This is a genomic window from Micromonospora sp. NPDC049171 (genome assembly GCF_040648275.1).
GTDB lineage: Bacteria > Actinomycetota > Actinomycetes > Mycobacteriales > Micromonosporaceae > Micromonospora.
Genome location: NZ_JBEZDJ010000015.1, coordinates 16,024 through 40,102 on the forward strand (window position 1 = coordinate 16,024; position 24,079 = coordinate 40,102).

A 24,079-nucleotide genomic window follows, 5' to 3' on the forward strand; every position below is an offset into this window, starting at 1 on the left:
CACTGCCACCCGAGATTGATCACACCGTCCAGAGTCTGAGACGTGTAGTCTCGCGCGGTGGATCCGCTACACAGGGACATCTTCGACCGGTTGGAACACTTCTACGACGCGGTGCCCCGCGACGTCGCCGCCGCGCAGGAGCATGGCGGTCTGGTGCTGTTCGTCCGCGAGGGTGCCGGCTGGCCGTTCTACGCCCGTCCCCGGGTCGGCGCCGGCGAGCCGCCGTCCCTGGCCGACGTGACCTCGGTACGCGAGCGGCAGCGCGAGCTGGGCCTGCCGGAAGCCTTCGAGTGGGTGCACGAGACGACTCCCGAGCTGCTGGCGGTGGCCCGCTCGGCGGGGCTGAGCGTGCTGGAGGCACCGCTGATGGTGCTGGATCCGACCGCGCTGCCCGACCCGGCGACGCTGTCCGACGTCCCGGTGCGGGTGCTGGCCGCGGACTCCCCCGGCTTCGCCGCCGACGTCGCCGCCCGGCGCGCGGTGGCAGCGGTGTCGTTCGCCGCCGCCGGCACCGCACCCGGTGCGGCCGGCCCGGCCGAGCGGGACGCCGCCGTCACCGAACTCGAGTTGGCCGCGCTCGACGAGGAGCGGACCCGGATCGCCGACGGCCGACGAATCTCCGCACTCGCCGGCACCCCGACCGATGGTGCGCTGGCCAGTGGCATGGCCATGCGCGTGGGCGACGTCGCGGAGATCGCCGGCGTGGCCACCCTGCCGGCCGCCCGCCGACGCGGGCTGGGCGCCGCGCTCACCGCCACCCTCGCCCGCGAACTGCACGCCGCCGGCACCGACCTGATCTTCCTGTCCGCGGGCAGCGACGACATCGCCCGGGTCTATCTGCGGGTCGGCTTCCGCCGCATCGGCACCGCCTGCATAGCCGAACCCACCCCCCTGATCCCCTAACCAAAATCCCCGCGCGCCCCACCCACTTCCTTGGTCGATCAAGGACTTGTGGTGCCGGATTGGGGCGGGTTTACCACCTTCGTCCACCACCACAACTCCATGATCGACGGGAGGGTGGGGTGGGGGCTCGGGCGCGGTGGGGGTGGGGGTGGGTGGGTCAGGCTGGGGGGCGCCATTGGGCGGCGGAGGCGGCGGCGCTGGAGAGTAGGCGGGTGTTGATCGTGCCTAGTGCGGCGTCCCGGGCGCGCAACGCCAGCCGGCCCCGGGTCTGGAGCACCGCCGACATCCGCCGGGTCTGCCGGACCACCGTCGCGGCCCGGGGGCGGCGCACCCGGTCGTACGCCTGCACCGCGTCGGGCAGCCGCGCCTCGCGCAGCAGGGAGGCCAGCGTGGCGGCGTCCTCGAACGCCAGGCAGGCGCCCTGCCCCAGGTGCGGCGGCATGGCGTGCGCCGCGTCACCGAGCAGCACCACTCCGCCCGGCCCGACCGGGAACCCGTACGCACGGGGCAGCGGACGTAACTCGCGGACCTCCTGCTGAACCAGGTCGGCCGGGTCGGTGGCGTCGAGCAGCGCGCCGATCGGGGCGGGCCAGCCCGCGTACCAGCGGCGCAGGAGAGCGAGCTGGGTCTCCGGCGGCTCCGGGCGTGGCGCGCCGGCGGCGGTGGCCACCCAGTAGATGCCACCCCGGGTGGACCCACCCGAGGAACCGCGATCGCCAAGCGAGGCGGCCACGAACCGGTAACCGGCACCGAGGATCTCACCGGCCAGCGGTTGGTCGTCGGGCAGCCGAGGTGCCTGGTACCAGGGAATGACGGCCCGCCAGGCCGCACATCCGGAGCTGATCACCCGGGACTCGGGGGCGAGCTGGCGGCGGATGCCGCTGTCCGTGCCGTCGGCGGCGACCACCAGGTCGGCCTCGATGAGGTGCCGTCCGTCGCTGACCGCCGGCCGTTCCCCCGGCTCGACCCGGACGTGGCGCACGGTCACTCCGGTACGCAGCTCGACCCGCTCGCCGAGGCCGGCGATCAGCGCGTCGTGCAGGTCCTCGCGGTGCACCACGACCGGCATCCGGTCGGCCGGGATAGGCCGAGGCTGCACGAGCCAGTGCCCGTCGGGGCGACGGACCCCACCGTCGGGCAGTGGGGTGGCGATGGCGGCCAGGCCCGCGCCGAGGCCGAGGGCCTGCAGCGCGCGGACTCCGTTGGGCCAGAGCACCACGGCGGTCGGTTCGGGGCGGATCCGTTCGGCCCGCTCCAACACAGTGACCTGCCAGCCGGAGCGGGCCAGCGCGCCGGCCACCGCGAGGCCACCGACCCCTGCGCCGACCACCACCGCGCTTCGCATTGGTGCCGCCTCCGCTCAGCTGTCCCGGTCGGCGGGGCGCACGCCTGCGGCGTCGGCCCGCTCGGCACTCGATGCCGTCGCCTCGTCCGGCGACTCGTCGTCGGTCGACGAGCCGGCGACGGGTGCCGCGGCACCGAGCGGCTCGCCGCCCGGGCGGGAGTCCTGATCGGTGGCCGGCTCCGGCGGCATGACGCCGGTGTCCTGCCAGGCGGCGTACTGCTCCTCGCTGACCACCCGGTAGCCCTCCGGCGCGGTGGCCCGCGCGGGGGTCTCTCGCTCGGAGAGGTCGACCTGGGACAGGTCGGAGGTGGGGGGCGGGGTCGGTGTCGCCGCCGCGCCGAGCGGGATCAGGTAGTCGCGAGGGCCGCGCACCCGGACGAAGTAGATCAAGGCGCCGAGGAAGACCAGGCCGGCGGTCCAGACGTTGAGTCGGACCCCGAGAATCTGGTTGGCCTCGTCGGTGCGCATCAGCTCGATCCAGAACCGGCCGACGGTGTAGCCCATCACGTAGAGCGCGAACGCCCGGCCGCGTCCCAGCTTCAACCGGCGGTCGAGGACGAGGACCAGGGCGACGACGCCGAGGTTCCACAGCGCCTCGTAGAGGAACGTCGGCTGGTAGAGACCCGGTTCGAGGATCGGCTGCCCGGCGTCGTCACGCAGCGCGTGACCCGGGTTGTCCGGATCCATCCGGTGGATCTCGAGGCCCCACGGGAGGGTGGTGCGGCCACCGAACAGCTCGTTGTTGAACCAGTTGCCGACCCGGCCGACCGCCTGGGCCAGCGCCAGGCCGGGTGCCACCGCGTCGGCCACCACCCCGAACGGGATGCCGAGCTGCCGGGCGGCAATGTACACACCGACCGCGCCACCGGCGACGGCGCCCCAGATGCCGAGACCACCCTCCCAGATGGCGAACGCCTTCATCGGGTCACCACCGGCGCCGAAGTATTTCTCCGGTGAGGTGACGACGTGGTAGATCCGGGCACCGATGATGCCCGTCGGCACCGCCCAGACGGCGATGTCGAGCACCGCGCCGGGCGCGGCGCCGCGCTGCCGCAGCCGGCGCTCCGTCACCCAGCAGGCCAGCACGATGCCGGCGATGATGCAGAGCGCGTACGCCCGGATCGGCACCGGCCCGAGTTGCCAGACCGCGGTGCTGGGACTGGGCAGGGCCGCCTGGGGGGCCAGCGAGGCGAGGGTCACGGGTGCACACGCTACCGCTGCACACCCCCGTAGCGGCACCCCGGGCCGCTGGGGCGCGCATTTCGGTGACTTCTGGTTTGCACCGCCGTACGCTCTTTGTCCATGAGCGCGCTCACCTGGGCGGTCGCCGCGGTCGTCACCGACGACACCGGCCGGGTGCTGCTCTGCCGGCAGGGCCGGGGTGAGCGCCGCCACGCGCTACCCGGTGGACGGCTGCGCCCGGCCGAGAGCCCGACGCAGGCGGCCCTGCGGGACATCCGCGCGGAGACCGGCTGGGAGATCGAGCTTGTCGACCTGGTGGGCCTCTACCACCTGACCGGTCCGCCGAGGCAAACCCCGGCCGGACGCGCCGGGCCGCTGCCGGACGTCCTCGTGCACGTGTTTCGAGCCCGCGCGGTCGATGTTCGACCGACCGCCAACCCACTGCCGGGTTGCCGCCTGTCCTGGCACACACCCGCCGCGCTGCCCGAGGCGGCCACCCCACTCACCCGGGCCGCGGTCGGCGACGCGATCGCCGGCCGCTCCGGCACGCTCCGGCGCGTCCTCCGGACGCCCGACACCCTCGACCTCGCGGCGCCGGTCGCGCCCCATCCCACCGGGGAGGGCCAGCCGGTGGGGAGGAACCAGCCCACCGGGGCAGGCCAGCCGGCGGTAACGGACCAGCCCACCGGGGCAGGCCAGCCGACCGCTGACCAGGACGGGCGACCGGGCGCTGGCCAGCCGCCGGAGCAGCGTGGCGAGGCGTACACGGGCCCGTCCCGCCTACCCTGACGGAGCACCGGCCGAGACCGCTCCCGTGCTGGGCGCGCCCGGCGGGCGCCGCGCGAACAGCGGAGCGGCAGCTCAGCGGGTGGGGTTGTGGACGCCCTCGGCCAGCTCGGCGCTGAGGGTGCGCAGGGCGGCCAACCCGTCGGCCTCGGTGGGCGCGTCGAGCAGGCAGCGGATCAGCGCGCTGCCGACGATCACCCCGTCGGCGTACCCGGCGACGGTGGCGGCCTGCGCACCGGTGCCCACGCCCAGGCCGACACCCACGGGCAGGTCGGTGACCTCCCGCACGCGGGAGACAAGCGTCGGAGCGGCATCGGAGGTACGTGTCCGGGCGCCCGTCACACCCATGACCGCGGTCGCGTAGACGAAGCCACGGCAGTGCTGCACGGTCATCGCCAGCCGTGCGTCGGTGGACGACGGCGACACCAGGAACGTGCGGTCCAGCCCGTGTGCGTCCGAGGCGGCCAGCCACTCGGCCGCCTCGTCGGGAATGAGGTCGGGGGTGATCAGACCGGTGCCACCGGCGGCGGCGAGGTCACGGGCGAACACGTCCACGCCGTACCGCTCGACCGGGTTCCAGTAGGTCATGGTGACCACCGGAGCGCCGGTGGCCGCCACGGCCTCGATGATGCGCAGAGTGTCCGCGGTGCGGACGCCGCCGGCCAGCGCGATGTCACTGGCCTTCTGGATCACCGGCCCGTCCATCACCGGGTCGGAGTAGGGGATCTCCACCTCGATGACGTCGACGCCGGCCTCGACCATGGCGGTCATCGCGGCGATGCTGCCCTCGACGGTCGGGAACCCGGCCGGCATGCAGCCGACCAGCAGTGCCCGCCCGTCGGCGCGGGCCTTGTCGAAGGCCACCCCGATCCGGCTCATCTCACCGCTCCTTGTCGAGAATGCCGAAGTAGTCGCCGGCGGTGTGCACGTCCTTGTCGCCCCGCCCGGACAGGTTGACCACGATGGTCGGCTCCCGGCCCAGCACGGCGGCGAGCTTCGGGGCCAGCGCGACGGTGCCGGCCAGCGCGTGGGCGCTCTCGATCGCCGGGATGATCCCCTCGGTGCGGCAGAGCAGCTCGAACGCGGCCATCGCCTCGTCGTCGGTGACCGGCAGGTAGCTCGCCCGGCCGGTGTCGTGCAGCCAGGCGTGCTCGGGCCCGACGCCCGGGTAGTCCAGGCCGGCGGAGATCGAGTGCGACTCCAGCGTCTGCCCGTCGGCGTCCTGCAGCACGTAGGTGCGGGTGCCGTGCAGCACGCCGGCGGACCCGCCGGTGATGCTCGCCGCGTGCCGACCGGTGGCCACCCCGTCGCCGCCGGCCTCGAAGCCGTACAGCCGCACGGTCTCGTCACCGACGAACGCGTGGAAGACGCCCAACGCGTTGGAGCCACCGCCGACGCAGGCGGTGACCGCGTCCGGCAGTGCGCCGGTGAGGTCGAGGCACTGCTGGCGGGCCTCGTCACCGATGCCCCGGACGAAGTCGCGGACCATCGCCGGGAACGGGTGCGGACCGGCGGCGGTGCCGATCAGGTAGTGCGTCTCGTCGACGTTGGCCACCCAGTCGCGCATCGCCTCGTTCATCGCGTCCTTGAGGGTGCGCGAGCCGTTGGTGACCGGAACGACAGTGGCACCGAGCATCCGCATCCGGGCCACGTTGAGCGCCTGCCGCTCGGTGTCGACCTGGCCCATGTAGACCACGCACTCCAGGTCGAACAGGGCGGCGGCGGTCGCGGTGGCCACGCCGTGCTGGCCGGCACCGGTCTCGGCGATCACCCGGGTCTTGCCCATCCGCTTGGTGAGCAGCGCCTGGCCGAGCACGTTGCGCACCTTGTGCGCGCCGGTGTGGTTGAGGTCCTCGCGCTTGAGCAGCACCCGCGCACCGATCTTCGCGGAGAACCGCCGGGCCTCGTAGAGCAGCGACGGCGTGCCCGCGTAGTCGCGCAGCAGCGCGTCGAACTCGGCCCGGAAGGACTCGTCAGTCATCGCCGTACGCCACGCCCCGTCGAGCTCGTCCAGCGCGGCCACCAGTGCCTCGGGAACGAACCGACCGCCGAAGCGGCCGAAGTGGCCGGCGGAGTCGGGCTGCGGGCCGGCCTGCGGGGCCAGCGCGTCGGCGCTCATCGGAAATCCTCTCGGTGGGGCGGCGCTCCGGTGCGGGGTCAGCGCACCGGCCGGGGCGTCGCCGGATGGTTGCCCGCGTTGACGAGCTCGGCGACCGCCTCGCGGGGGCTCTTCTGCGTGACCAGGCCCTCGCCCACGAGGACCGCGTCGGCGCCCGCGGAGGCGTACCGGATCAGGTCGTGCGGGCCACGAACGCCGGATTCGGCGATCTTGACAACACTGCTGGGCAGGCCGGGCGCGATCCGCTCGAAAACGGACCTGTCGACCTCCAGGGTACGCAGGTCACGGGCGTTGACCCCGATCACCTGCGCGCCCGCCTCCAGAGCGCGGTCGGCCTCTTCCTCGTCGTGCACCTCGACCAGCGCGGTCATGCCCAGCGACTCGATCCGCTCCAGCAGACCCATCAGCACGTTCTGCTCAAGCGCGGCGACGATCAGCAGGACCAGGTCGGCACCGTGCGCGCGTGCCTCGTGCACCTGGTAGCTGGAGACCACGAAGTCCTTGCGCAACACCGGCACGCTCACCGCGGCGCGGACGGCCGCCAGGTCGTCAAGCGAACCGCCGAACCAGCGCCCCTCGGTCAGCACGCTGATCGCCCGCGCCCCACCGGCCGCGTAGTCGACCGCCAGATCGGCCGGATCGGCGATCTCGGCCAGCCGCCCCTTGGACGGCGACGAGCGCTTCACCTCGGCGATCACTGCCACGCCGGGCTTACGCAGCGCCGCGTACGCGTCCAGTGGCGGCGGTGCCGCCGCGGCCAGTTCACGGATCCGCTCCAGCGGAACCTGCTCCTGGCGTCGGGCGACGTCCTCACGCACGCCAGCCAGAATCTCGTCGAGCACGCTTACGGACGCTGCCTGACCGGCCTCGTCCCCCTCCGCGTGCGCATGCTCAGCAGTCACCAACGGACTCCCCTCTCCGGGCGTCATGGGCCGATGCTAGGGGCAGCCGACCGACGCCGAATGCCGGGGGTATGGCGCTGCTCACGAAAAGGGCTGCGGCATAATGGCCGACTTGCCGTGAAGGGTGTGTCACGCAGCGCCACCTCCCGTATCGACAATCGCCACGCGGTATGGAGCCTGGCGGCCGCGGTCAGACCGTGCCGTTGCATCGATCATGCCACCAGTTGCCGACCGGCGCTCGACGACAACGGCGTTGATCGATGTTGTGAGCAAGGTCAAGGCCGAACGGACGGGCCCTGGTCACGACCGGGGCGGGACAGTTGACCGGGCGGTCACGACGGCGAAACGTCAGCCGGCCAGCATCGTCCTCGGGCAGACTCGATGGCGCGCCTGCCCCGACCGTCGCAACCCCTCGTGCGAGGTGACCATGAGCATGTCCGAGCCGCAAGCGACCATCGGCCTGACGACCATCTCGCGGACTGTGGCGTCGCTCGCCGTCGGGGTGGTGCACACCCTGGAGCGGGCCGTGGTGGGCGAGGGACGGATGCGCACCGCGCGGGGCAACGCCTGGGAGGCGGTCTGCGCCGACCGGGCCCGCGCCGAACAGCGAGCCGCACTGAACCGCATGGTGGCCGAGCTGACCGCCGCCCGCGCCGCCAGTCACCGCCCGCAGCGGGACCGTCAGCCAGTCGGCTGACAACCCCGCCGGCGGTACGAGCCGACGCGTCAGTCGGCCGTCGGGTCCTCACCCCGGTCCAGCGCATCCCACGCCTCGGTGGTCCGCCGCCCGGCCATCGGGGCGGACGGCTCCGATGCGCCAGCCGGCGCGGACGCGGCCTCCCGAGCGGTCCGGGCCGGCCGCTCGTACCGGGCACCCATCGCCGGCCAGCCGCCACCGCGCGACGCCGTCCAGAAACCGCCCACGGCGGCCAGCAGACCACCGAGCAGGCAGAGCGCCGGCCACTGCCGGCTCACCGAGCCCTCGACGTCGACAACCAGCCCGTACCCACCGCCGGCCGCCACGGCCAGGGCGAGCACACCGAGCAGCGCGCCGAGCACCCGCCGCAGCCGGCCCCGGGTAGCCAGCACCGCACCACCGCCGGCCACCGTCACCAGGGCCAACGCCGGCAACCAGGGCAACAGCCCGGCACCGCTGTGGGTGTCCCGTACCGGCGGCAGCGGCGCCGGACGCGCGGTCAGCTCCACCGACCAGATCCGCGTCGCGGCCCACAGCGCCAGGCCCGCGCCGACCAGACAGAGCAACACGGCGTACGTCAACTCGCGCCGGCCCCCGGCGGACCGCTCGCCGGCACTCACCAGACCAGCCTCTCGCTCGCGCCCGCGGGGCCCCGCTGCGCTGCACTCCTCGCGCTCACCCGTGCCAGCCTTCCGCTCGCGACTGCGGGGCCCCGCTGCGCGGCACTCCTCGCGCTCACCCGTGCCAGCCTTCCGCTCGCGACTGCGGGGCTCCGCTGCGCCGCACTCCTCGCGCTCACCGGGCGGGCCGCAATGTCTCGGCGGCCGCGATCGCCGCCAGCACCGCGGCGGCCTTGTTCCGCGTCTCCTGGTCCTCGGCGGCCGGGTCCGAGTCGGCCACCACCCCGGCCCCGGCCTGCACGTAGGCGCGGCCGTCGCGGATGAGCGCGGTCCGGATGGCGATCGCCATGTCCAGGTCGCCGCCGAAGCCGAAGTAGCCCACCGTGCCGCCGTAGAGGCCGCGGCGCACCGGCTCCAACTCCTCGATGATCTCCATGGCGCGCACCTTCGGCGCACCGGAGAGGGTGCCGGCCGGGAAGGTCGCGGCGAGCGCGTCGAACGCGCTCTGGTCGTCGCGCAGCGTGCCGGTGACGGTGGAGACGATGTGCATGACGTGGCTGTACCGCTCGATGGTGGCGAACTCGGGCACCTCCACGCTGCCGGGCTGACACACCCGGCCCAGGTCGTTGCGGCCGAGGTCGACAAGCATCACGTGCTCGGCGCGTTCCTTCGGGTCGGCGAGCAGCTCCGCGGCGAGCACGGCGTCGGCGGCGGGGGTGCCGCCACGCGGCCGGGTGCCGGCGATCGGGTGCAGCAACGCCCGACGCCGCCCGTCCGCGCCGCCGGTGACCTTCAGGTGCGCCTCCGGGGACGAGCCGACGATGTCGAACCCGTCGAAGCGCAGCAGGTACATGTACGGGCTGGGGTTGCTGGTGCGCAGCACCCGGTAGACGTCCAGCGGGTCGGCGTGCGTCGACCGTTCGAAGCGCTGGGAGAGCACGATCTGGAAGCACTCCCCGGCCCGGATCGCCTCCTTGGCGGCCTCCACCGCCTTCGGGTAGCCGCCGTCGGGCGTACGGCAGAGCACCTCCCCGGCCGGCGGACGCTCGACGGTGGAGATCATCGGCGGGATGGGCCGGGACAGCGCCGTGGTCATCGCGTCCAGTCGGCCCACCGCGTGGTGGTACGCGGCGGTGACCTGCGGGGCGCGGTCCGGGGCGTCCAACGGCGGCAGCACCGCGTTGGCGACCAGGATCGCCGAGCCGTCGTAGTGGTCGAGCACCACCAGGTCGGTGGCGAGCATCATGCCCAACTCCGGCACGCCGAGGTCGTCCTCGGTCAGGTCGGGCAGCCGCTCGAAGCGGCGGACCAGGTCGTAGCCGAGGTAGCCGACCATGCCCCCGGTCAGCGGCGGCAGGTCGTCGGACGGGTCCCCCACCGGGCCGGCGAGCGCCGCCACCGTCTCCCGCAGCACCCGCACCGGGTCACCCTCGGTGGGCAACCCCGCCGGCGGCTGGCCGAGCCAGGTCGCCACGCCGTCGCGTTCGACAAGGGTCGCGCTGCTGCGAACGCCGATGAACGAGTATCGCGACCAGGCCAGGCCGGCCGAGCCGACGCCCTGCTCGGCCGATTCGAGCAGGAAGGTGCCCGGCCCACCGGCCAGCTTCCGGTAGACCCCGACCGGGGTCTCCGCGTCGGCCAAAAGCCGTCGGGTGACCGGCACCACCCGCCAGTCGGCGGCCAGTTCGCCGAAGGTGGACAGGTCGGGGCTGACGGTGCCGTCGGTCATGGCTGGGGCTGCCTTTCGTTCGCGACTTCGGGGCTCCGCCGCACCGTGCTGCGAGCGCTCACCGTGCCTCCGGGGCGGTGACGGGCAACTCGGTGAAGAAGCAGGTCCGGTGCCCGGTGTGGCAGGCGGCACCGACCTGGTCCACGCTGACCAGCAGGGCGTCCCCGTCGCAGTCCAGGGCGACCGAGCGGACGTACTGGTGGTGCCCGGAGGTGGCCCCCTTGACCCAGTATTCTCGTCGACTGCGCGACCAGTAGGTGGCCCGGCCGGTGGTGAGGGTGCGGTGCAGCGCCTCGTCGTCCATCCAGGCGACCATCAGCACCTCGCCGGAGTCGTGCGCGCGGACCACCGCGCAGACCAGACCGTCGGCGGTGCGACGCAGCCGGGCCGCGATGGCCGCGTCGAGTCGGGACGGGCGAGCCGGTGCGGCTGTCACCGGGTCGCTCGGATCGCTGGGGACGCCGGTCGCCGGCGCGTCAGGTACGGACACAGTGACCAAGTGTCCCGTACGGGGCGCGGGTACCGGCGCCCGCTCCCGGCGGTGCTGCGGCGCGGGCCCGTCGGGCCGGGCCAGTTGGGCCACGTACCGCTCCAGCCGACCGTCGACCAGGGCGGCGGCCAGGTCCGCGCCGGCCACCTCGGCGATCTCCTCGGCGTACGGCCGGATCAACGGCAGGGTGCCGGCGACCAGCCGTACGGCGGCGGCCCAGAGCTGGCCGGTCGTGCCCGGGCGCAACCCGAGGCAGAGCAGCATGTCCGCCCGGTAACCGGGTGGGGCCACCGGCAGGTCCAGGGCCGCCGCGAAGGCCGCCCGTCGGGAGTGGACCCGCACCGACGGATTGGCCGGACGCAGCACCGATGGGCAGAGGCGGGCCAGGTCGGCGACGGCGAGCCGGACGCCGAGGCGGTCGTGGGCCGCTCGGGCGGCTGCCGCCTTACCCAGCGTGGCGATCAGCTCTTCGAGTCGGGGTGGCTCGGCGGGTTGGCAGAGCACCGGCAGGTCGATCCGGGGCCGCCAGTGCGGGTCGGCCCAGAGCAGCCGCGCCGGCGCGGTGACCGGCAGCCCGAACGCCCAGTCGGCCGGTTCGCCGAGCCGGTGCACCCAGGAGCGGACGTCGCGGGCGGCCACCGAGACGTGGGTGACCCGGCCTGCGGTTTCGGCCAGGTACGCCCGTCGCTCGGCGTACGGCGCGCCGCCGACCAACACGTCGAGGTCGACGTCACTGTGCGCGGTGGCGGCGCGGCGGGCGTGGCTGCCGCGCAGCAGGATGCCGACGACCGGCCGCTCGACGGTCTGCCGCAACCGTGCGGCCCAGTCCTCAAGAAAACCGCTATCCGGTAACGGAGCGTGACCCACGGCGCCATCGTGCCGTACGCCCCATCGGCGCGCAATGCCCGTTGGCGGACTCTGTGTCCGGTCCGAAGCCTACTGCCCGTTCTCGCGCTCGGCGCAGGGCCGGCAACCGTTGGCCGATTCGTCCGTTGCACCGGGAGCAGGATTTCATCTAGCGTTGAGTTCAACAGGTGATGAGTTTCTTCGGAGGTGTGTGATGGACGACGCGATAGCCGTTCGCGACCTGGTCGTGGACCGGGGCGGGCGGCGGGTGCTGGACCGCATCAGCTGCCGCATCCCGCGCGGTGCCGTGACGGGGCTGCTCGGCCCCAGCGGCAGCGGCAAGACCACGTTCATGCGTGCCGTGGTCGGGGTGCAGGTGGTCAGCGGCGGGACGGTCACCGTGCTTGGTCATCCGGCGGGCACCCCGGCGCTGCGGCACCAGGTGGGCTACCTGACCCAGGCGCCGAGCGTCTACGCCGACCTGACCGTCCGGGAAAACGCCCGCTACTTCGCGGCCCTCTACGGGCGAGGGCGGGCCGAGGCCGACCGGGCGATCGGCGATGTCGGGCTGACCGAGGCGGCCGGCCAACTGGTCGCCACCCTCTCCGGCGGTCAACGCAGCCGGGCCTCGCTGGCCTGCGCCCTGGTCGGGGAGCCGGAGCTGGTCATCCTCGACGAGCCGACCGTCGGTCAGGATCCGGTGCTGCGGGCCGACCTGTGGGCCCGGTTCCACGCGATGGCCGCCGCGGGCACCACCCTGCTGGTGTCCAGCCACGTCATGGACGAGGCGGCCCGCTGCGACCGGTTGCTGCTGATCCGCCAGGGGCGGCTGATCGCCGACGACAGCCCGGCCGCCGTCCGCGCCGCCGCCGGTGTGGACGACCTCGACGAGGCGTTCCTGCGCCTCATCCGGGCCGCCGAGACGGCCCGCAGCGGGCAGGAGGCCTCGTGAACGCCCGGATCCTGGCGGCCACCACCGGCCGCATCCTGCGCCAGCTCCGACACGATCGGCGCACCATCGCGCTGCTCGTGGTGGTGCCGGCCGCCCTGCTCACCCTCATCTACTTCATGTACGCCGACCAGCCGACCCCACCCGGGCAACCCAGGACGTTCGACCGGGTCGCGCTGGTGCTGCTGGGCATCTTCCCCTTCGTGATCATGTTCCTGGTGACCAGCATCGCGATGCTCCGGGAGCGCACCTCCGGCACCCTGGAGCGCCTGCTCACCACGCCACTGGGCAAGCTCGACCTGCTCTTCGGGTACGGCATCGCATTCGGCCTGGCCGCCGCCGTGCAGGCCACGGTCGCTGCCGGTGTGGCGTACTGGATTTTCGATCTGGACACCGCCGGCAGCATCGGGCTGGTGATCGGGATCGCGGTCGTCGACGCCGTGCTCGGCGTCGCCCTCGGGCTGCTGTGCAGCGCCTTCGCCCGCACCGAGTTCCAGGCAGTACAGTTCCTGCCAGTCGTGGTGGTCCCCCAACTGCTGCTCTGCGGGCTGTTCGTGGCCCGCGACGAGATGGCCGGTTGGCTCCAGGCGCTCAGTGACGCCTTCCCCCTGTCGTACGCCATCGAGGCGTTGCAGGAGGTCGGCGCCCACGCCGAACCGACCGGCACAATGTGGCGGGACGTGGCGGTGGTGCTCGGCGCGGTGGTGCTGGCGCTGGTGCTCGCGGCCGCAACCCTGCGTCGGCGCAGCGGGTGACAGCCCCGCTCCGGCGTGGCGGTTGACGCGCTGCGATTGGCACCGGCGGGGGCTGCGCCCGCACGTGCGGCGCAGCGGTTGGCGCACGCGGGGCGCAGCGGCGGCGTTGCGGGGATGACCGGCCCACGGCGGGCCAGGTGGACGAACGAGGGGCGGCGATGACGCGGCGAACCGGCCGGCGGCCCGGCAATTCGGGCACCCGGGAGGCGATTCTCGACGCGGCGCGGACGGCGTTCGCCGAACGCGGCTTCGACGCCGCCTCGATCCGCGCCATCGCCGGCGCGGCGGAGGTCGACCCGGCGCTGGTGCACCACTACTTCGGCAGCAAGGACCAGCTCTTCCGGGCCGCGATGGACTTTCCGTTCGACCCCGGTCAGCTGGTGCCGAAGGTGCTCACCGGCGACCGGGACGGCGCTGGTGAGCGGATGGTGCGCATCTTCCTCGGCGTCTGGGACTCCCCGACCGGCGGCGCCGCGCAGGCACTGCTGCGCTCCGCGGTGAGCAACGAGTGGACCGCCCGACTGCTGCGCGAGTTCGTCACCACCCAGGTGCTGCGCCGGGTGTTGGAACACCTCGACGTCGATCCGGCCGAGCTACCGCTGCGCGGCTCCCTGGTGGCCACCCAGATGATCGGCCTGGCCATGATGCGGCACGTGGTGCGCCTTGAGCCGGTCGCCTCGGCGGACCCGGAAACCCTGGTGGCCGCGATCGGCCCCACGATCCAGCGCTACCTCACCGGCCCCCTGCCAAGCTGACCCGGCGCCCCGCGCGGGCGCGCGGGGCGAGGGGTGGGCGCGCGGGGCGGGGTCAGCGCGGGGGGTGGGTGTTGGCCGGGAGGCGTAGCGGGGGCAGCAGGCGTGGCAGGTCGGCCGGGTCGGCCACCGGGCTGGGGAACGCCAACCGGATCCGGCGGCGGGCGCCGGGTCGGTCGAGGGCGACCACCAGGCCGTAGCGGTCGATGCGTACCACCCGGGGTGGCCCGTCGGTGCTCTGGTCGGTCAGGCCGAGCTGCCGGCGCAGGTATTCGGTCACCTGGGCACCGCCACGCTCGGCGAGGTCGGCGAGTAGGCACGCCTCGATCGGGTGCACCGGGTCCGGTTCTGCCTCCGCGTACTCCCCCGGGTCGACCCGGTGCACGACGCCGGCCCGCTCCCAGCGGACCTCGATCACCTCGAAGCGGAACAGCCGGAACCGGGTGCCCAGGTCGAGCAGGTCTCCGGTCGGCTCCACCGCCGCGAAGTCGAGCGCCGCCTGGCGGGCCTCGTCGCCGTGCAGCTCGGCCGCCCAGCCGGAGACCCAGGCCCGGCCCAGGCCGGGCGCGCCGGCCGCCGGTGGCAGGTCGAGCACGTCGAGCACCACCGCGATGTCGCTGGTCCCGGCGACCGGCTGTAGTGCGGCGGCCAGGTGGCTGGCCACCGGCACCAGCAGCAGCACCCGGCCGTCCGGGTCGGTCACGTGCCGGGCGTGGTGCGGGCTCGGCCGGTGCGCGAGATGGACGAGGCCGGGCAGGCGACCGGCGACGAGGGTACGGACGATCTCGGCGGGGTTGGGCCGCATGGGCGCGACCTCCTTCGAAGGGTAGGCTTACCTAAGTCGGAGCCTAGAGCACTCGACCGTCGGCGTCCACCGCCCCCGCAAACCTCGTCAGCGGGTCTGTTCCAGCCAGGAGGCGTAGAGCAGGCCATAGACCGAGTCGGCGTCACGGACCAACTCGTCGTGCGGGCCGCGCTGCACCACCCGACCCCGGTCCACCACGATCACCTCGTCGGCGGCCTGCGCCGTGGAGAGCCGGTGCGCGATCGCGAGGGTGGTCCGCCCCCTGGTGACCGCGTCCAGGGTGCGTTGCAGGCGCACCTCGGTCGCCGGGTCCACCGCGCTCGTCGCCTCGTCCAGCACCAGCAGATCGGGATCGGCCACGTACGCGCGGGCCAGGGCGACCAACTGCCGCTCACCGACGCTGAGCGCCTCGCCGCGCTCCCCGACCGGCGTGTCCAGACCCGCCGGCAGACCCTCCAACCAGTCCGACAGGCCCAACTCGGTGAAGGCCACGGTCAGCTCCTCGTCGGTCAGCTCCGGCCGGGCGAACCGGACGTTGTCCCCCACCGTCGCGTCGAAGAGGAACCCGTCCTGCGGCACCATCACCACCCGGGAGCGCAGCGAGTCGAAGCGCACCTCGGACAGCGGCACCCCGGACAGCAGCACCGCCCCGGCCGACGGGTCCATCAGACGGGTCAGCAACTTGGCGAAGGTGGTCTTGCCGCTGCCCGTCTCACCGACCACCGCCACCCGGCTCTTCGCCGCGATCTCCAGGTCGATGTCGTGCAACACCGGCGGACCACCCGGATAGGCGAACCGCACACCGGCGAACCGGATGTCCAGCGGCCCGGCCGGCAACTTCCGCCCCTGCTCCCCCGGATCGGCCACGTCCGGGGCGACGTCCAGCACATCCAGCACCCGACGCCAACCGGCGATCGCGTTCTGCGCCTCGTTGAGCACCTCGGTGGCGATCTGCACCGGCTGGATGAAGAGCGTCACCAGGAAGAGGAACGCGGTCAGCTGGCCGATCGACAACGTGCCGTCCACGCCCAGCGTCACGCCGAGCACCACCACACCGGCCAGCGCCAGCCCGGCGGCCAACTCGCCGACCGAGCTGCCCACGATGCTGATCCGGATCGCCCGCTGCTGCGCCAGACGCTGCGCGTCGATCGCCTCGTCCAACCGCCGCTCGGTGCGCCCCGCGATCCCGTACGCCCGGATCACCGGCGCGCCCACCACGCTCTCGCCGATCGTGCCGAGCAGCGTGCCGGTGCGCTGGCGCACCGTCGCGTACGCCGAGCCCAGCCGGCGTTGCAACTGCCGGATGACGAACACCGCCGGCAGGAACGCGGCCAACACCACGAGGGTCAACTGCCAGGAGTACGCGAGCATGACGGCGGTGGTGACCACCAGCTGACCGAGGTTGACCAGCAGGATCACCCCGCCCCACTGGAGGAACTGGGTGATCTGGTCGACGTCGCTGGTGACCCGCGAGACCAGCGAGCCCCGCCGCTCGGACTGCTGGTGCAGCATCGACAGGTCGTGCACGTGCCGGAACGCCCGGGTCCGTACGTTGGCCAGGGCCGTCTCGCTGACCGTGAAGAGCCGGCGCATCATCAGGTAACCGCAGACCGTCGTGATCGCCAGGATCGCGGCGGTGACCGCCACCACCGTCCAGACCACGTCGAGGTTCAGACCGCCGACGAGGCCGCGGTCGATGCCCTGCTGCACGGCCACCGGCACGGCCACCCGACCGACCATGTAGACCAACGCCAGGGCCAGGGTGCCGGCCAGGCCGGTCCGCAGCTCCGGCGACAGCGCCAGACCCCGGCGCAGGGTCTGCCAGGTCGTCTCCTCCCGCTTGTCCCCGTCCGCCGTCGTCGTCACCGGATCCCGCCTCTCGCCCGCTACCGCGGGGCTTCGCCTCGCCGCACTCCTCGCGCTCACCGGTCCCGCCTTCCTCACCGGTCCACCTCGATTTCCAGGCCCGAGGGCAGCGGCGCGACCTCGTCGCCGTACGCGCTCTCCTGCGCCCGCTCGGCCTCCGCCTGCTCGTAGGCGGTGACCAGGTCGACGTAGCCGGGCACGGTGGCCAACAACTCGCTGTGTGTGCCCCGGGCGATCACCCGGCCCTGCTCCACGTAGATGACCTCGTCGGCGAGCGCGATGGTGGCCCGGCGGTACGCCACCACCAGGATCGACGCGGCCGGCGCCCCCGGCTGGGCCGTCGACGGGCGCAGCCCGGCCAGGATGGCCGCCTCGACCCGGGGGTCGACCGCGCTCGTCGCGTCGTCGAGCACCAGCAGGCGCGGCCGGCCGGCCAGCGCGCGGGCCAGGGTGAGCCGCTGGCGCTGCCCACCGGAGAGCGAGGTGCCCCGCTCGCCGACCATGGTGTCCAGACCGTCGGGCAGCGCGGCGACGAACCCGTCCGCCTCGGCCAGCCGCAGCGCCGCCCACACCGCCTCGTCGTCGATGCCCGACCGGTCCAGGGCGATGTTCGCGCGGACCGTGTCGTCGAAGACGAACGGCACCTGGGCGACGAGTGCCACCGTGCCGGCCAGCGAGGCGGCGGTCAGCTCGCGCACGTCCACCCCGTCCAGGGCGACGGTGCCGGAGTCCGGGTCGACGAGGCGTACCGCCAGCGAGGCGATTGTCGACTTGCCGGCGCCGGTCGGCCCGACCAGGGCCACCGTGCGGCCCGCCGGCACGGTGAAGCCGACCTCGCCGAGGACCTGCGCGCCGGTCTGGTGCGCCTCGGCCGGCGGGTAGGAGAAGTGCACATCGCTGAAGGTGAGGGTGGCCGGGCCGGAGTTGGCCGGGTCGAGCACGCGCTGCCCGTACGGCATCTCGCCGGTGGCGTCGAGCACCCGGCGGACCCGGTCCCAGCCGGCGACGCTGCGCGGCAACTCCGCCAGGACCCACCCGATGGCCCGGACCGGAAAGGCCAGCACGGTGAAGAGGAACGCCACGCTGACCAACTCGGTCACGCTGATGGCGCCCTGGCGCAGCCGGAACGCCCCGACCACCAGCACGGCGAGGGTGCCGAGGCTGGGCAGCGTCTCCAGCAGCGGGTCGAAGACGCCGCGCAGCCGACCGACGGCGATCAGCGAGTCGCGCAGCTCACCGGCGCGGCCCGCGAACCGGGCGGTCTCCTGGGCCTCGCGGCCCATCGTCTTGACCACCAGGGCACCGTCGAAGCTCTCGTGGGCGATGCCGCTGACCTCGGCGCGCAGCCGCTGCGCCCGGGCCTGCCGGGGTGCCATCCGGCGGGAGTAGACGACGTTGAGCGCGAACAGCGCGGGGAAGACCGCGAGGCCGACGAGAGCGAGCGCCCAGTCGGTGGCGAAGAGCGACACGATCGCGCCGACCAGCATCACCAACGTGCCGACGGCGAAGGGCAGCGGCGCGATCGGATACCAGGCCGCCTCCACGTCGGAGTTGGCGTTGGACAGCAGGGTGCCGGTCGAGTTGCGGTGGTGCCAGGACAGCGGCAGCTCCAGGTAGCGGCGGGTGACCCGGCGACGGTAGGAGGCCTGGAGGCGGTACTGCATGTAGCCGGCGCCGAGCCGCCGCCCGAAGATGCCCGCCACCCGCAGCACGCTGATCCCGAACAACGCGGCCGCCGCCAGGGCCAGGGTGCCGGCACCCACCTCGCCGCGCTCGATGGCCGGCAGCGCCACCTCGCCGATGACCGTCCCGACGACCCGGGCGCTGACGATGATCATCCCGCCGAACAGCACGCTGCCGACGACCGCGATCGTGAAGATCCGGGGCTGCTCGCGGATCGCCTGCCGCAGGACTCCCAGCCCTCGGCTGAGCACGTCCCGACTTGTCTTGCTCGCCACGCTCTCCCCCGCCGTAAGCCGCAATTATCTCCCTCATCCTTACCGGTTCGGGCCTGCAGCGCCGACCCGGTCGGGATATGTCGACCATCACGTATCGGACGGCGACGAGCGGCGGGCGCCGGGCCGGCATCCGCCCGCGCGCGGCGACGGGCCACCGGGCCTACCATCGGGCCATGCCGCGGTACGCCCGAGCCGAGCGCGAGGCGCTGGCCGATCTCCTGCTGGCCCTCGGGCCGGACGCCCCGACGATCAACGAGGGGTGGGCGACCCGTGACCTCGCCGCCCACCTGGTGCTGCGGGAACGCCGCCCGGACGCGGCCGGTGGGATCGTGCTGCCGCCGCTGCGCGGCCACGCCGAACGGGTCCGTCGTCGACTCGCCGCGCGGCCCTACCCGGAGCTGGTGGCGCAGGTGCGACGGCCGCCGGTGTGGAGCCCGGTCAGCAATCCCCTGACCGACGAACTGGCCAACACCATGGAGTTCTTCATCCACCACGAGGACGTGCGGCGGGCCGCTGCCGGGTGGCAACGACGCGACCTGCCCGCCGGCCTGCAGAGCGCCCTGTGGAAGCGGGCCGCGCCGCTGGCCCGACTGGCCCTGCGGCGCTTCCCGGCGGACCTCTACGTGCAGGCACCCGGTCACGGCGAGATCTCCGTGGGTCGTGGTGGCGAACCGCTGCGGCTGGTCGGCGCCCCCGCCGAACTGGTCCTGTTCCTCTCCGGCCGGCAGCGGGTGGCGAAGGTCCAACTGGACGGGACGACGGAGGTAGCGCGTCGACTGCGTGCCGCCAGGCTGGGCATGTGACTCCCTGAGCTTATTCGGTCACAGCAGAGGTGTGGCATTCCCCACACCCAGCGAAAGACGCTGATTTCTCCTCCCGTACGCTTCACCGCGCCGCTCCGCGCCGAGCGGCACGAAGTGGGGGGCGCACTGTGCGGAATTTTGCGATTTCGGCGCTGCGGGAGCCCCCGTTTCGCGCCGACCACCACGGGGCCACGGAGCAGGTGGCGAGCGAGAGCGTCGAGTGGGCGCGTGCGTTCGGGCTGGTCGATTCCAGCCATCGCGTCCACCGGCTGCAACGGGCCGACGCCGCCGGCCTGGCCGGTCGCGCCTGCCCGCACGGATCGGTGGACGGGCTGCGACTGCTCACCGACCTGATCAGCTGGCTCTTCGTCATGGACGACGCCTGCGACGAGGACGGCCTCGGCGCCGACCCGGCCCGGCTGGGGCCCGCGATCAGCACCCTGATCGACGTGCTGGACCGCTGCGGGGACCCGGACGTCGTACCGCCCGCCGTCGGGCCACTCGGTGACGCGCTGCACGACCTGTGCCGCCGGACCCGGCTGCACGACCGCCCGGCACTGCTGCTGCGGTTCGTCAGCCAGCTGCGGGAGTACCTGCTGGCGCTGCTCTGGGAGGCGGCCAACCGGGAGCGGCGGCGGATGCCCAAGGTGGCGGAGTACATCCAACTGCGGCGACACATCGGCGGCGTACGCCCCTGCCTCACGCTTACCGATCTGGCGGCGGCGCCGCCACTCGGGTCGGCCCTGCACGCCGAGCCGGCACTTGTCGCCCTGGACCTGCTGACGGTGGACCTGGTCTGTTGGTGCAACGACCTCTTCTCCTACGGCAAGGAGAGCCAGGCCGACCCGGCCGCGCACAACCTGGTGACGGTGCTCGCCCGAGACAGCGGCGCGGACGAGGCGACCGCGCTGCGGGCCGCGGCGAACCAGTTCAACGAGGGGCTGGCCGCGTTCGTCGATGCCGAGCAGGCGCTGCTGGCCAGGGGGGACGAGGCCGTGCGCCACGCGCTGGCCGCACGGCGGAACTGGGTCCGCGCCACCTACGACTGGTCGGTCGTGGCCGCCCGGTACGCCTGATTCGACAGTACCGATCGGCGGGGTGCGACGGCCGGGCGATCACCGGGGCTAGCCGACGCACCGCGCCAGGCAATACTCTTCGGTAACCACCATGACGTGACGACCGTCACGCCACCACCCCCGAAGGCGGCTACAGCGATGGCTCTCGATGTCCAGTACCGCTCCATCCCGGACATGTTTCTCAAGCGCGTGGCGGCCACCCCCGACCAGCACGCGTTCGCGTCCCCGGCCCCCGACGACTCGGGGCCGGTCTGGCTGACCTGGGAGCAGGTCGGCAAGCGTGCCAAGGCGATCGCCGCCGGCCTGCACGGCCTGGGCGTCGGCCAGGAGGACCCGGTCGCGATCCTCGCCAACACCCGACTGGACTGGGTGGTCGCCGATCTCGGCATCATGTGCGCCGGCGGAGCGACCACCGCCGTCTACCCGACCACCGAGCCGGCGGACGCGACGTACATCATCGCCGACTCCGGTTCGAAGGTGCTGTTCGCGGAGAACCCGGCCCAGGCGGGGAAGATCGCCGGCGCCGACCTGCCCGCGCTGACCCACGTGGTGCTCATCGACGGCGCCGCCGACCCCGCCGCCGCGATCCCGCAACTGACGCTCGCCGAGCTGGAGGAGCGGGGCACCCGCGCGCTGGCCGCCGAGCCGGAGCTGATCGACATGCTGGTGGCCGGCATCGGCCCCGACCACCTGGCCACCCTGATCTACACCTCCGGCACCACCGGTCGCCCCAAGGGCGTCGAGCTGCTGCACGGCGGCTGGTGCTGGGAGGCCGTGGCGCAGAGCGAGTGCGGGCTGCTACGCGACGGCGACCTGCAGTACCTGTGGCTGCCGCTCGCCCACTCGTTCGGCAAGACCCTGCTCTGCGGCGCCATCCACGTCGGCCTGCCCACCTACGTCGACGGGCGGGTGGAAAAGTTGGTCGACCTGCTGCCGGTGATCCGCCCGACGCTGATGTGCGGCGCCCCCCGGGTGTTCGAGAAGGTCTACAACCGGGCGGTGACCACCGCACAGAGCGCCGGCGGCGCGAAGGCGAAGATCTTCGCCTGGGGCGTCCGGGTCGGCAAGGAGAAGGTGGCCCTGGAGCAGGCCGGCAAGCCGGTGCCGGGTGGGCTGAAGCTGCGCTACGGCCTGGCCGAGAAGCTGGTGTTCAGCAAACTGCAGGCCCGCCTCGGCGGCCGGATGCGGGTGATGGTGTCCGGCGCCGCTCCGCTCAGCCCGGAGATCGCGACCTTCTTCGCCGCGGCGAACCTGCCGATCTCCGAGGGCTACGGACTGACCGAGACCAGCGCCGGCAACTTCGTCAACACGCCGTCGGGATTGCGGATCGGCACGGTGGGCCGGGCGATGGGCGATCTGGAGTGCAAGATCGACACCGACGGGGAAGTCCTGCTGCGCGGTCGGCCGGTGATGCGCGGCTACCACAACCTGCCGGAGGAGACCGCCGCCGCGTTCACCGAGGACGGCTTCTTCCGTACCGGTGACATCGGCAGCCTGGACGAGCAGGGTTACCTGCGGATCACCGACCGCAAGAAGGAGCTGGTCAAGACCTCGGGCGGCAAGTACATTGCGCCGTCGCACATCGAGGGGATGTTCAAGGCGATCTGCCCGTACACCTCGCAGGCGGTCGTCGTCGGTCAGGCCCGCAACTTCTGCACCATGCTCGTCACGCTGGACCCGGACGCGATCCGGGGCTGGGTGGCCGGCGGCCCGCTGGAGGGCCGCGACTACACCGAGATCGTCGCCTCGCCGGAGGCCCAGACGATGGTCGAGGAGTACGTCGCCCAGCTCAACGCCAAGCTCAACCGCTGGGAGACGATCAAGAAGGTGGCCATCCTGCCTCGCGACCTGACGATCGAGGACGGCGAGATAACCCCGTCGTTGAAGATCAAGCGGCGGGGCGTGGAGAGCAACTTCGCGGCCGAGATCGACAAGATGTACGCCGGCAGCCTCGCCGAGCTGTGACGCGTCGCAGGTGGCCCCGCACCCGCCGGTGCGGGGCCACCGGCTTCTCCGTCGGTCGGGCTCAGGCGATGACGGCCGGCTCCCGCCACCGCTGCCCGCCGGTCCGGTCCAGGTCGTAGCGGACCGCCGCGATCCGCCCGACGGCCTCCACCAGGTCCGCGGCGGGCAGGGTGAACGGCAGCCGCAGGAAACGCTCCAGGGTGCCGTCCAGGCCGAACCGGGGGCCGGGCGCCAGCCGTACGCCGACCTCCTCGGCGGCCCGGGCCAGCGCGCTGGAGACCGGGCCGTCCAACTCGGCCCAGAGCGTCACGCCACCGGCTGGCACGGTGACCCGCCAGTCCGGCAGTCGGTGCGCCAGCGCGCCGAGCAGGGCGTCGCGCTGGCCGGTCAACTGGATGCGGCGGTCGGCGACGATGGCCTCGGCGTCCGCGAGCAGGTGCACCGCCAGCAGTTGGTCCAGCACCGGGCTGGCCATGTCCACCCCGACCCGGACGGCGGCCAGCCGCTGCACCTGCGGCGCGGAGGCACGCACCCAGCCGATCCGCAGGCCGCCCCAGTAGGTCTTGCTCATCCCGCCGATGCTGATCACCCGACTGTGCCGGTCGTAGACGGCGACCGGGGGCGGCGGCTCGCTGCCGTCCAGGGCAAGGTCCACGAAGGACTCGTCGATGACCAGGTCGGTGCCGACCGCGTGGGCGGCGGCCACCACACGCTCCCGAAGCACGGCGGGCATCAGGTGCCCGGTCGGGTTCTGGAACTCCGGGATCAGGTAGGCCAGCTTGGGCCGGGTCTGCCGGAGGCTGCCCAGCAGCAGGTCGGGCTCCCACCCCCCGGCGTCAGCGGCCAGGCCGTGGGTGGTGATCCGGGCGCGTCGGCTGGCCAGCGCGGCGAGCGCGTTCGGATAGGTCGGTGACTCGACCAGGACACTGCCGCCCGGGGCGAGAGCGAGTCGCAACACCAGGTCCAGTGCGTGCTGGGTGCCGCTGGTGACCATGATCTGGTCGGGCGAGGTGGGCAGACCCCGAGCGGTGTACGCGCCGGCCACCGCCTCGCGCAGCTCGATGATGCCGGTCGGGTGGTAGCCGGCCCCGCCCAGGTATCGGGGCAGGTCCTCGGTGGCCGCGCGGGCGGCCGTCAGCAGTTGCGGCGGGGCGGCCAGCGCGGCGACGCCGAGGTCGAGCATGTCCCGGTCGTCGAGCGGGGTCCACAGGCCGGTGCTGGCCACCCGGTGGTTGCCGGGCAGCATCGTCCAGCTGCCGGCACCCCGACGGCTGGCCAGGTGCCCGGTCTCCCGCAGCTGCCGGTACGCGGCGGTGACAGTGGTCCGGCTGATCCGCAGCGCCTCGGCCAGCTCCCGTTCGGCCGGGAGGCGGACGCCCAGCGGCAACCGGCCGTCGGCGAGCAGCCCGCGCACCGACCCGGCCAGCGCGGCGTAGTCAGGACTGCGCCGACGACCCGGCAGGGCGTGCCACTGCCCGAGCAGACGGGCCAATTGGACGCCGCGCACCTGCCCGGTCATAACCACTCCTGG

General features: G+C 73.4%; 21 protein-coding genes and 1 pseudogene. 9 read left to right on the forward strand and 13 right to left on the reverse strand.

From position 1 onward, the window contains the following. Nucleotides 1-57 precede the first annotated feature (57 nt). Nucleotides 58-903 (forward strand): GNAT family N-acetyltransferase, encoded by an 846-nt coding sequence (locus tag AB0B14_RS19625; RefSeq protein WP_357523417.1) that lies wholly within the window; start codon nt 58-60, stop codon nt 901-903. A 157-nt stretch (nt 904-1,060) separates the two neighbouring features. On the opposite strand, the gene AB0B14_RS19630 is transcribed toward AB0B14_RS19625, so the two are convergent. After that, nucleotides 1,061-2,248, reverse strand: a complete 1,188-nt coding sequence (locus AB0B14_RS19630) for an NAD(P)/FAD-dependent oxidoreductase (RefSeq protein ID WP_357069638.1) — start codon at nt 2,246-2,248, stop codon at nt 1,061-1,063. A gap of 15 nt (nt 2,249-2,263) precedes the next feature. Continuing rightward, on the reverse strand, nt 2,264-3,448 hold the full coding sequence (lgt, locus tag AB0B14_RS19635) for a prolipoprotein diacylglyceryl transferase (protein ID WP_357523419.1): 1,185 nt from the start codon (nt 3,446-3,448) through the stop codon (nt 2,264-2,266). Nucleotides 3,449-3,550: 102 nt separating this feature from the next. Between lgt and AB0B14_RS19640 the strand changes: the two genes are divergently transcribed. After that, nucleotides 3,551-4,219 carry an NUDIX hydrolase gene (locus tag AB0B14_RS19640; RefSeq protein ID WP_357523421.1) on the forward strand — a complete coding sequence of 223 codons (669 nt, stop codon included), beginning with the start codon at nt 3,551-3,553 and terminating at the stop codon, nt 4,217-4,219. A gap of 72 nt (nt 4,220-4,291) precedes the next feature. Here AB0B14_RS19640 and trpA read toward each other — a convergent pair whose 3' ends face one another. The 3 genes from trpA to trpC are packed head-to-tail and all read right to left on the reverse strand — an operon-like array spanning nt 4,292 to nt 7,177. Further along, complete coding sequence (gene trpA, locus AB0B14_RS19645) at nt 4,292-5,095, reverse strand: tryptophan synthase subunit alpha (RefSeq protein WP_357069632.1); 804 nt, start codon at nt 5,093-5,095, stop codon at nt 4,292-4,294. A gap of 1 nt (nt 5,096) precedes the next feature. Continuing rightward, nucleotides 5,097-6,335 carry a tryptophan synthase subunit beta gene (gene trpB / locus AB0B14_RS19650; RefSeq protein WP_357523423.1) on the reverse strand — a complete coding sequence of 413 codons (1,239 nt, stop codon included), beginning with the start codon at nt 6,333-6,335 and terminating at the stop codon, nt 5,097-5,099. Between the two features lie 38 nt (nt 6,336-6,373). Next, the gene (gene trpC, locus AB0B14_RS19655; protein WP_355032734.1) at nt 6,374-7,177 is read right to left on the reverse strand and encodes an indole-3-glycerol phosphate synthase TrpC; all 804 of its coding nucleotides are present in this window, start codon (nt 7,175-7,177) and stop codon (nt 6,374-6,376) included. A gap of 487 nt (nt 7,178-7,664) precedes the next feature. Here trpC and AB0B14_RS19660 point away from each other — a divergent pair, with 487 nt between their 5' ends. Then, nucleotides 7,665-7,934, forward strand: a complete 270-nt coding sequence (locus tag AB0B14_RS19660; protein ID WP_357069629.1) for a hypothetical protein — start codon at nt 7,665-7,667, stop codon at nt 7,932-7,934. A 29-nt stretch (nt 7,935-7,963) separates the two neighbouring features. Here the strand turns inward: AB0B14_RS19660 and AB0B14_RS19665 are convergent, their stop codons facing one another. The 4 genes and pseudogenes from AB0B14_RS19665 to AB0B14_RS19680 form a co-directional block, all read right to left on the reverse strand. Then, nucleotides 7,964-8,557, reverse strand: a complete 594-nt coding sequence (locus tag AB0B14_RS19665; RefSeq protein ID WP_357523521.1) for a Trp biosynthesis-associated membrane protein — start codon at nt 8,555-8,557, stop codon at nt 7,964-7,966. 172 nt (nt 8,558-8,729) lie between these two features. Further along, the gene (locus AB0B14_RS19670; RefSeq protein ID WP_357069627.1) at nt 8,730-10,283 is read right to left on the reverse strand and encodes an anthranilate synthase component I; all 1,554 of its coding nucleotides are present in this window, start codon (nt 10,281-10,283) and stop codon (nt 8,730-8,732) included. 58 nt (nt 10,284-10,341) lie between these two features. Continuing rightward, nucleotides 10,342-10,773 carry a phosphoribosyl-AMP cyclohydrolase gene (gene hisI / locus AB0B14_RS19675; protein WP_357069921.1) on the reverse strand — a complete coding sequence of 144 codons (432 nt, stop codon included), beginning with the start codon at nt 10,771-10,773 and terminating at the stop codon, nt 10,342-10,344. A 180-nt stretch (nt 10,774-10,953) separates the two neighbouring features. After that, nucleotides 10,954-11,640, reverse strand: a pseudogene (locus tag AB0B14_RS19680) (phosphoribosyl-AMP cyclohydrolase); the annotation flags it as partial. 193 nt (nt 11,641-11,833) lie between these two features. Here AB0B14_RS19680 and AB0B14_RS19685 point away from each other — a divergent pair. From AB0B14_RS19685 to AB0B14_RS19695, 3 genes are all read left to right on the forward strand, one after another. Then, nucleotides 11,834-12,571, forward strand: a complete 738-nt coding sequence (locus AB0B14_RS19685) for an ABC transporter ATP-binding protein (protein ID WP_357523425.1) — start codon at nt 11,834-11,836, stop codon at nt 12,569-12,571. Further along, complete coding sequence (locus AB0B14_RS19690; protein WP_357069622.1) at nt 12,568-13,323, forward strand: ABC transporter permease; 756 nt, start codon at nt 12,568-12,570, stop codon at nt 13,321-13,323. The genes AB0B14_RS19685 and AB0B14_RS19690 overlap by 4 nt, the downstream gene beginning before the upstream one ends. A gap of 158 nt (nt 13,324-13,481) precedes the next feature. Further along, entirely contained in the window at nt 13,482-14,078 is a 597-nt protein-coding gene (locus tag AB0B14_RS19695; protein ID WP_357069619.1) for a TetR family transcriptional regulator, read from the forward strand. Nucleotides 14,079-14,130: 52 nt separating this feature from the next. Here AB0B14_RS19695 and AB0B14_RS19700 read toward each other — a convergent pair whose 3' ends face one another. The 3 genes from AB0B14_RS19700 to AB0B14_RS19710 all read right to left on the reverse strand — a co-directional run bounded on the left by AB0B14_RS19700 (nt 14,131) and on the right by AB0B14_RS19710 (nt 18,704). Next, complete coding sequence (locus AB0B14_RS19700; RefSeq protein WP_357523427.1) at nt 14,131-14,880, reverse strand: DUF2470 domain-containing protein; 750 nt, start codon at nt 14,878-14,880, stop codon at nt 14,131-14,133. Nucleotides 14,881-14,967: 87 nt separating this feature from the next. After that, on the reverse strand, nt 14,968-16,746 hold the full coding sequence (locus AB0B14_RS19705; protein WP_357069614.1) for an ABC transporter ATP-binding protein: 1,779 nt from the start codon (nt 16,744-16,746) through the stop codon (nt 14,968-14,970). Nucleotides 16,747-16,820: 74 nt separating this feature from the next. After that, the gene (locus AB0B14_RS19710) at nt 16,821-18,704 is read right to left on the reverse strand and encodes an ABC transporter ATP-binding protein (protein ID WP_357069612.1); all 1,884 of its coding nucleotides are present in this window, start codon (nt 18,702-18,704) and stop codon (nt 16,821-16,823) included. Between the two features lie 173 nt (nt 18,705-18,877). Between AB0B14_RS19710 and AB0B14_RS19715 the strand changes: the two genes are divergently transcribed. The 3 genes from AB0B14_RS19715 (at nt 18,878) to AB0B14_RS19725 (ending at nt 22,548) form a co-directional block, all read left to right on the forward strand. Then, nucleotides 18,878-19,507: a TIGR03085 family metal-binding protein gene (locus tag AB0B14_RS19715; RefSeq protein WP_357069610.1), complete on the forward strand. Its 630-nt coding sequence runs from the start codon at nt 18,878-18,880 to the stop codon at nt 19,505-19,507. 200 nt (nt 19,508-19,707) lie between these two features. Continuing rightward, nucleotides 19,708-20,583 carry a terpene synthase gene (locus AB0B14_RS19720; RefSeq protein ID WP_357523429.1) on the forward strand — a complete coding sequence of 292 codons (876 nt, stop codon included), beginning with the start codon at nt 19,708-19,710 and terminating at the stop codon, nt 20,581-20,583. A gap of 138 nt (nt 20,584-20,721) precedes the next feature. Further along, on the forward strand, nt 20,722-22,548 hold the full coding sequence (locus tag AB0B14_RS19725) for a long-chain fatty acid--CoA ligase (RefSeq protein WP_357523431.1): 1,827 nt from the start codon (nt 20,722-20,724) through the stop codon (nt 22,546-22,548). Nucleotides 22,549-22,609: 61 nt separating this feature from the next. On the opposite strand, the gene AB0B14_RS19730 is transcribed toward AB0B14_RS19725, so the two are convergent. Then, nucleotides 22,610-24,067: a PLP-dependent aminotransferase family protein gene (locus AB0B14_RS19730; protein ID WP_357069603.1), complete on the reverse strand. Its 1,458-nt coding sequence runs from the start codon at nt 24,065-24,067 to the stop codon at nt 22,610-22,612. Between the last annotated feature and the right edge of the window lie 12 nt (nt 24,068-24,079).

Coding starts and splice junctions, on each gene's coding strand:
- AB0B14_RS19660 (WP_357069629.1), top strand. CDS start 7,665: ATGAGCATGTCCGAGCCGCAAGCGACCATCGGCCTGACGACCATCTCG.
- trpB (WP_357523423.1), bottom strand. CDS start 6,335: ATGAGCGCCGACGCGCTGGCCCCGCAGGCCGGCCCGCAGCCCGACTCC.
- AB0B14_RS19700 (WP_357523427.1), bottom strand. CDS start 14,880: ATGCGGCCCAACCCCGCCGAGATCGTCCGTACCCTCGTCGCCGGTCGC.
- AB0B14_RS19730 (WP_357069603.1), bottom strand. CDS start 24,067: ATGACCGGGCAGGTGCGCGGCGTCCAATTGGCCCGTCTGCTCGGGCAG.
- AB0B14_RS19670 (WP_357069627.1), bottom strand. CDS start 10,283: ATGACCGACGGCACCGTCAGCCCCGACCTGTCCACCTTCGGCGAACTG.
- AB0B14_RS19695 (WP_357069619.1), top strand. CDS start 13,482: ATGACGCGGCGAACCGGCCGGCGGCCCGGCAATTCGGGCACCCGGGAG.
- AB0B14_RS19715 (WP_357069610.1), top strand. CDS start 18,878: ATGCCGCGGTACGCCCGAGCCGAGCGCGAGGCGCTGGCCGATCTCCTG.
- AB0B14_RS19725 (WP_357523431.1), top strand. CDS start 20,722: ATGGCTCTCGATGTCCAGTACCGCTCCATCCCGGACATGTTTCTCAAG.
- trpA (WP_357069632.1), bottom strand. CDS start 5,095: ATGAGCCGGATCGGGGTGGCCTTCGACAAGGCCCGCGCCGACGGGCGG.
- AB0B14_RS19685 (WP_357523425.1), top strand. CDS start 11,834: ATGGACGACGCGATAGCCGTTCGCGACCTGGTCGTGGACCGGGGCGGG.
- AB0B14_RS19640 (WP_357523421.1), top strand. CDS start 3,551: ATGAGCGCGCTCACCTGGGCGGTCGCCGCGGTCGTCACCGACGACACC.
- AB0B14_RS19630 (WP_357069638.1), bottom strand. CDS start 2,248: ATGCGAAGCGCGGTGGTGGTCGGCGCAGGGGTCGGTGGCCTCGCGGTG.